5 protein-coding genes are annotated in these 6,675 nt (G+C 69.2%); 4 read left to right on the top strand and 1 reads right to left on the bottom strand.

From position 1 onward, the window contains the following. Positions 1-88: 88 nt before the first annotated feature. Positions 89-1,138: a DUF2332 family protein gene (locus AX692_RS00495; protein WP_073974234.1), complete on the bottom strand. Its 1,050-nt coding sequence runs from the start codon at positions 1,136-1,138 to the stop codon at positions 89-91. Positions 1,139-1,440: 302 nt separating this feature from the next. Between AX692_RS00495 and AX692_RS00490 the strand changes: the two genes are divergently transcribed. The 4 genes from AX692_RS00490 to AX692_RS00470 all read left to right on the top strand — a co-directional run. Then, on the top strand, positions 1,441-3,939 hold the full coding sequence (locus tag AX692_RS00490) for a TonB-dependent receptor domain-containing protein (protein WP_073974235.1): 2,499 nt from the start codon (positions 1,441-1,443) through the stop codon (positions 3,937-3,939). Positions 3,940-3,984: 45 nt separating this feature from the next. Next, positions 3,985-5,736, top strand: coding sequence for a methyl-accepting chemotaxis protein (locus tag AX692_RS00485; RefSeq protein ID WP_081095038.1), 1,752 nt, complete (start codon positions 3,985-3,987; stop codon positions 5,734-5,736). 266 nt (positions 5,737-6,002) lie between these two features. Continuing rightward, on the top strand, positions 6,003-6,260 hold the full coding sequence (locus AX692_RS19915; protein ID WP_073975357.1) for an STAS domain-containing protein: 258 nt from the start codon (positions 6,003-6,005) through the stop codon (positions 6,258-6,260). Continuing rightward, on the top strand, positions 6,257-6,675 hold a 419-nt coding region (locus tag AX692_RS00470; protein WP_196491740.1), incomplete at its 3' end, for an Hpt domain-containing protein. The genes AX692_RS19915 and AX692_RS00470, both read left to right, overlap by 4 nt.

The raw sequence follows: 6,675 nt of genomic DNA, 5'->3' as shown, positions 1-6,675 counted from the left end.
TTTACGCTACTCCCGCCTACCGCTCAGACACCCCTTGGTGCATAAGAGCGGCTAGGGACTGTCGCTAGGGAAACGCCGAAGATCCGCTTCAGCTGAGCCCGCGCCAGTCGATCCATTCGCAGTAGGGATGGCACAGGGCAGCGAGCCGGCTCTCGCCGTGCTCGCCCGCGCCGTCCCATTGCGCGATCCTGAGTTCGACCGCCGCGCGATCGGCGCGCCACTCGATGCTCACGCGTGCCAGCGGGCGATCGGGCTCGGCCCGCGCCCCGGCGAGCGCGAAGGCGTGGTCGATCGCGGCGCGTTCGGGCGCTCCGGCATATTGCAGCACCATCGAATGGAACACCACACGGCGCACCCCGCGGCGCTGGGGCTGCGCGAAGCGTTGCAGCAGCCACGCGCTCGCAAGCCCCGGCTCGACCTGCGGCGGGTGCGCCTGCGCGATCCCGATCGCCGCCGCGAGCCGCGCGGCACGGGCGGCCTCGCCGGGCCAGAGATAGGCGGCGAGCCGCTCCCTGTCGGCCTCGAGCCCCGGGTCGAGCGGGTGGAGATCGACGCCCGCCGCACCCGTGACCGCCAGCGCGCCCGCCGGAGCAGCGCCGCCGCGCCATTGCGGCGCCAGCTTCACCGTGCTCGCCGCCGCGCAGGCACTGACCGCGCCGAGTTGCACCGCGTAGCGGGGAAAATTGAGATTGAGCCCCGCGCTCGCGCCCAGTTCGAGCACCTCGCACGGCAGCGCGCGCATGCGCCCGAGCTCGAGCAGTGCGGCGACCAGCCCCGCCACCCGTGCGACCTCGTTGGTCTGGGTGGGATGCGAAAGCCAGCCGAGCAGTTCCTCGGCATGCACATCGAGCGCCTCGGCGAGCGCTGCCTCAAGCGCGAAGGGCGATGGCATCGCGCCGCCCCGGTAGAGCGCGCCCAGCACGCCCGCCTCACGTCCGGCGCGCGCCAGCGCATGGAGCCCGGAATTGAGGCGGAAGATCACCCCGTCCGACGCCAGGTCGCCAGGCCAATCCTCGATCGCGGCGAACACCGCCCCGCCACTCTGTGGTAAGACCTGCGCGAGCGCCGACATCAGTGCGGCGGCCCGCGGCTTGCCGAAGCCGCGCGCCTTGGCGGCCTCGATCTGCAGCTGGCGCACCGCGCGCGCGGATTCTCCGGCAAGGCCGGGCTCGCGCGGGAGAGCAAGGGATCGAGGAGGAAACATCAAGGTCAAGAGCGCCGCCGGGGATCGCTGAAGGGAAGGCCCTGCATAGGCCGGGCACACCAACTTTCCTTGCCGCCCGCCTAAGGGAAAAGCCGCAGGAACAGATATTTGCCGCTCGTCCCGGGGCCCGCTGCCCGACCCCGTGACAATACCGAGCCGGTGCGGACGGCATGGTTAAACGCGCGGCCCTATCCGGTGGCGAGCTGTTCTTGACAACCATCCGGAGTTCCCGAGGCATGCGCCTTTCGACTGTCTTCACTGCCGCCCTGCTCGTCACCACCGCCGCCGTGCCGGCCTATGCCCGCGACGACGCTGCTGCCCCCGACGCTGCGGACAAGCAGGAGGGCGAGGCCCCCGCACCTGCCGCCAAGACCTTCACCACAGGTGTGGCCAAGGGCCGCGACCTGCTCGACACCGCGATCTCGGCGAGCGTGCTCGACGACCACGACCTCGCCCAGCTCTCGGTCAGCTCGATTGCCGGGATCATGCAGAACATCCCGGGCATCCGCTCGGAGACCTCCGACATCGACGGGTACTCGGCGATCACCATCCGCGGCCTGCCGCTGGCGGCCGAGGGCTCGAAATTCCTCCAGCTTCAGGAAGACGGGCTGCCGGTGCTCGAATTCGGCGACATCCAGTTCGCCGGGATCGACCAGTTCCTGCGCGCCGACCTGACCCTGTCGCAAGTGCAGGCGATCCGCGGCGGCTCGGCCTCGACGTTCGCGTCCAATTCGCCGGGCGGGCTCATCAACTTCATCTCGCGCACCGGCGAGACCAAGGGCGGCACGGTGCAGGTGTCGAGCGGTGTCGGCCATGATCTGAAGCGCATCGACTTTGCCTATGGCAGCCCGCTGGGCAACGGCTGGCGCTTCCATGTCGGCGGCTTCTACCGCAGCGGGGAAGGCCCGCGCGAGCTCGGCTTCAACGGGTTCGAAGGCGGCCAGATCAAGGCCAACCTCACCAAGGAATTCGAGGGCGGCTACATCCGCTTCTACGGCAAGTATCTCGACGACCGGCAGCCCAATTACAGCACCCTTCCGGTGACGGTCGGCGGCACCGATGCCGACCCGCAGATCGGCTTCCTGCCGGGCTACGACATCCGCGAACAGGCCTATCTGTCGCCCCTGACCCGCAGCTATGCCGAGGTCGACGCGAATAATCGTCCGGTGGTGATCGACGCCGCCGACGGGCTGGCTGCGAAGGTTGCCGCCTTCGGGCTCGAGGCGCAGTTCGACGTGGCCGGGTTCACCGTCACCAACCGCTTCCGCTTCTCCGACATCAGCGGCGCCTACAACGACGCGGTGCCCTTCGTCACCGCGCCTGCACCGTTCTTCGCGCAGTTCGGCGGGCCGGGTGCGCAGCTGAGCTATGCCGCCGGTCCGAACAGCGGTCAGGCGATAACCGATGCCCGGCTGCTGGCCTTGTCGGTGCGGCTCCATGCCGATCTCGAAAGCCTCGACAACGCCACCAACGACTTGCGCGCCACCCGTGTGTGGGAAGTGGGCGAAGGCAAGCTGACCACCACGGCGGGCGTCTACACCTCCTTGCAGCAGATCCGGATGTTCTGGAACTTCACCAGCACATTGCAGGATCTGGCGGGCGGCGGGCGCAACGCGCCGGTCAACATCACCACCGCGACCGGCGTGCCGGTGACCGATGCGGGCACGCTCGCCTACGGCTTTGCGGTCGGCCTGCCATTCAGCATCTACCACAACCGCTACGACGTCGACTACGACGTGCTCGCCCCCTACGGCTCGGTCAATTTCCAGATCGGCAAGCTCGCCATCGGCGCGAGTGTGCGCTGGGACAAGGGTGATGTCTCGGGTCAGGTCTTCTCGCCCGGCTTCGGCGATGGCCGCGCGCTGTTCGCGCCGGTCGATGTCAATGGCAACGGCCAGATCTCGGTGGCCGAGAGCCGCGTGCCGATCCTGCCGCTGACCCGCCCCGTCGCGGTCGACTACGACTATGACTACCTGTCCTGGTCCGCCGGGGTGAACTACCGCTTCGCCGAGAGCCTGTCGGCCTTTGCGCGCTACAGCCGCGGGGGTCGTGCCAGCGCCGAGAACGTGATCGGCACCGAGACGCTCGATCCCCTCACCGGGCGCCCGAACAATCCCGATCTGCTCATCTCGATCGTCAAGCAGGCCGAGGCCGGCGTCAAGTACCGCAAGGGTGGCCTCAGCCTGTTCCTGACCGGCTTCTGGGCCTCGACCGACGAGCGCAACGCGCAGATCACCGCCGATGCGACCGGACAGGCCTTCGTCCAGCAGATCGAGCGCACCTACAGCGCCAAGGGTCTCGAGTTCGAAGGCGAATGGCGCCGCGGGCCCTTCACCCTGACGGCTGGCGCGACCTGGACTGACGCAAGCATCGACGAGGACCTGATCGACCCGGCCTTCAACGGCCTCACCCCGCGTCACATCCCCGACTTCGCCTTCTTCCTGCGCCCCTCGGCCGAGTTCGGCAAGGTCACCTTCGGCGCCGCGGTCAACGGCACCACCGAAAGCTTCGCGCAGGACACCAACCAGCTGGCGCAGCCCGGCTACGTGATCGTCAGCCCCTTCGTGCAATTCCGCCCGGCCGAGGGCGTCACCGTCGCGCTCAACGCCTTCAACGTCTTCGACGAGCTCGCGGTGGTCTCGCTCCAGGCGCCGACCATCCCGGCCTCCGGGCTCACCAATGCGCAGGTGATGAACGGCCGCACCGTCACCGCCTCGCTGCGCTACGCCTTCTGAGGCGTGGCCGCGAAGGGAAAATGATGGACGAGAGGAACCACCGCCATGCTTGACCGGATGAACATCCCCCGCCGCCTCGGCTTTGCCTTCGTGGTGCTCAACGTTGTCGCGGCGGCCGTGATGATCGCGTGCGGGGTGAGCCTGGCGATGATCTCGTCGGTCACCGCCAGGAACACCGAGAGCCAGGCGATCCTTGCCAACGTGCTCGGGCTCGAGACCGCGCTGCTGCGCCAGAACAGCCAGCTGCGCGGGTTTCTGGTCACTGCCGACCAGAGCTACCTGAAGTCCTATTACGAGGGCCGCGACGATTACGACCGGATGTCGGCCGAACTCGAGGGGCAGCTCGCCGCCGATCCTGCCTTGCAGGACAAGGTCCGCCTCAGCCGCGAGGAAACGCTCAAGTGGCGGCGCGACTGGGGCGACCGCTATGTCGCGCTGGTCAAGGCCGGCAACCGCGACGGCGCGCAGACGGCGATCCGTGCGGCGGGCAAGAAGGTGCTGGTGAGCGACGCGGTCAACCCGCTGCGCGACATCCGCGATGCCCAGCACGACGCGATCGAGACGCAGAGCGCGCGGCAGGAGAGCGTCATCACGCTCGCCTGGGTTGCGCTCGGCCTTGGCGCGGCGATCCTGATGGGGCTTGCGCTGGTGCTGGCGCGCGCGCTGACCCGTTCGATCGCCCGGCCGATCGTCGATCTCACCCGCGCGGTCACCGGCCTGTCGAAGGGCGCGACCGACGTCGACATCCCCGGCACCACCCGCGGCGACGAGCTGGGCGCGATGGCGCAGGCGATGCTGGTGTTCCGCGACGCCGCGATCGAGCGCCAGCGCGCCGTCGCCGAGCGCGAGGAAGCCGTCGCTCGCATCGGCCAGCACCTTGCAGCGGTCGCCCGTTCCGACCTCACCGTGCGCCTCACCGGCATGCCGCCCGCCTTCCAGTCGCTCGCCAGCGACTTCAACGAGGCACTCGAGCGGCTGTCGGGCGCGATGGGGGCGGTCAACGAGAGCATCGGCGCGATCAACCTCACCTCCTCCGAGATCGAGCACGCGATGACCGATCTGGCCAGCCGCAGCGAGGATCAGGCCGCGCGCCTGCAGCTCTCGTCGAGCACCATGCTGAGCCTCAGCGCGAACATCGAGGCCAACGCCAGCCTCGCCGTCGGGGTCAGCGGCTCGATGCGCGATGCGCGGCAGGAGGCCGAGACCGGCGGCGCGGTGGTCGGCCGCGCGATCCAGGCGATGGGCCAGATCGAAACCGCGAGCGAGGAAATCTCCGAGATCACCGCGATGATCGACAATATCGCCTTCCAGACCAACCTGCTCGCCCTGAACGCCGGGGTGGAAGCCGCGCGCGCGGGCGAGGCGGGCAAGGGCTTCTCGGTGGTCGCCAGCGAGGTCCGCGCGCTCTCGATGCGCGCGACCGAAGCCGCCAGCGAGATCAAGAAGCGCGTCGAGGCGGTCGGCGTCCACGTCCAGACCGGCGTGTCGCTGGTGCACGAGACCGGCTCGGCGCTCGAGACCATCATCGCCCGCGTGGGCGAGGTGACCGAGGCCGTCACCCGCATCGCCGATGCAGTGAGCGAGCAGAGCGTGGCGCTGCGCAACGTCTCCGAAACGATCGGCGCGATGGACAAGATGACCCAGCAGAACGCGGCGATGGTCGAGGAGACCAACGCTGCCACCAAGAACCTCAACCACGAGGCACGCCAGCTCGCCGGCACCTTTGCGGGCTTCCGCATCGGCGAGGCGGAAAGCGTGGCACCGCAGGCCTCCGTGCACAGGCGGCGCGCGGCCTAGGGAATTGCGCTGAGTTGCCGCGCAAGCCGGATTTCAGCCCTGCGGCATAAGCCTTGGCCGACCGAATGATCGAACACGCCGGAGGAGAACTTCGCCATGCTCACCTGGTTCGCCCACCACGCGCCGGTTCGCCGGGGGGGCCCCGTGCCGATCATTGCCCTTGTCCCGCTCCTAGCGGCGAGCCTGAGGATGGTGGCCGTCAGGGCATCCGTCCGCCGCATCGGCGCGATCCCCGCCCCCGTTCTTCCCGCAAAAGGTTTGCCCGCATGATCAGCCTCCCCCCCATTTGCGATCGTGGCGCGGCAAGCGCGCTCTACCCGGAGATCGCGGAATCGCTCGGGCCCGCGCCGCTCGCCATCGATGCCGCACGCGTCGAGCGGATCGGGCAGGCGATGCTGCAACTGCTGGTCTCGGCCGCGCGCAGCGAGGGCGGGATCGCGATCCACCAGCCGAGCGCCGCCTTCACCGCCGCGCTCGCGCTGACCCGGCTCGATCACGTGGTGATGGAGGGAATCGCGGCATGACCGAAGACGACATCAAGCAGATCTTCTTCGTCGAGTGCGAAGAATCGCTCGAGGCGGCCGAGGCCGGCCTCGCCGCCTGCCGCGAAGGCACCCACGATGCCGAGACGATCAACGCGATCTTCCGCGCGGTGCATTCGATCAAGGGCGGCGCGGGGGCCTTCGGCCACACCGCGCTCGCCGCCTACACCCACGGCTTCGAAAACCTGCTGGGCGACGTGCGCGAGGGCAAGGTGCCGCTCGAGGCGGCGCTGGTCGACCTGCTGCTGCTCGCGCTCGATTGCCTGCGTGATCATGTCGAGGCAGCGCGCGGGGGCGGGCCTGTGCCCGACGATGCCGATCTTCTCGCACGGCTTGAGGCGGCGCGGGCGGCGGACGGCGGGGAGGTTGCCGCTTCCCCACCCGCGCCCTCCCCAGC

The organism is Erythrobacter donghaensis, assembly GCF_001557325.1.
In the GTDB taxonomy this organism is placed as follows: Bacteria; Pseudomonadota; Alphaproteobacteria; order Sphingomonadales; family Sphingomonadaceae; genus Erythrobacter; species Erythrobacter donghaensis_B.
This window is presented reverse-complemented; position numbering and strand designations above follow the sequence as displayed.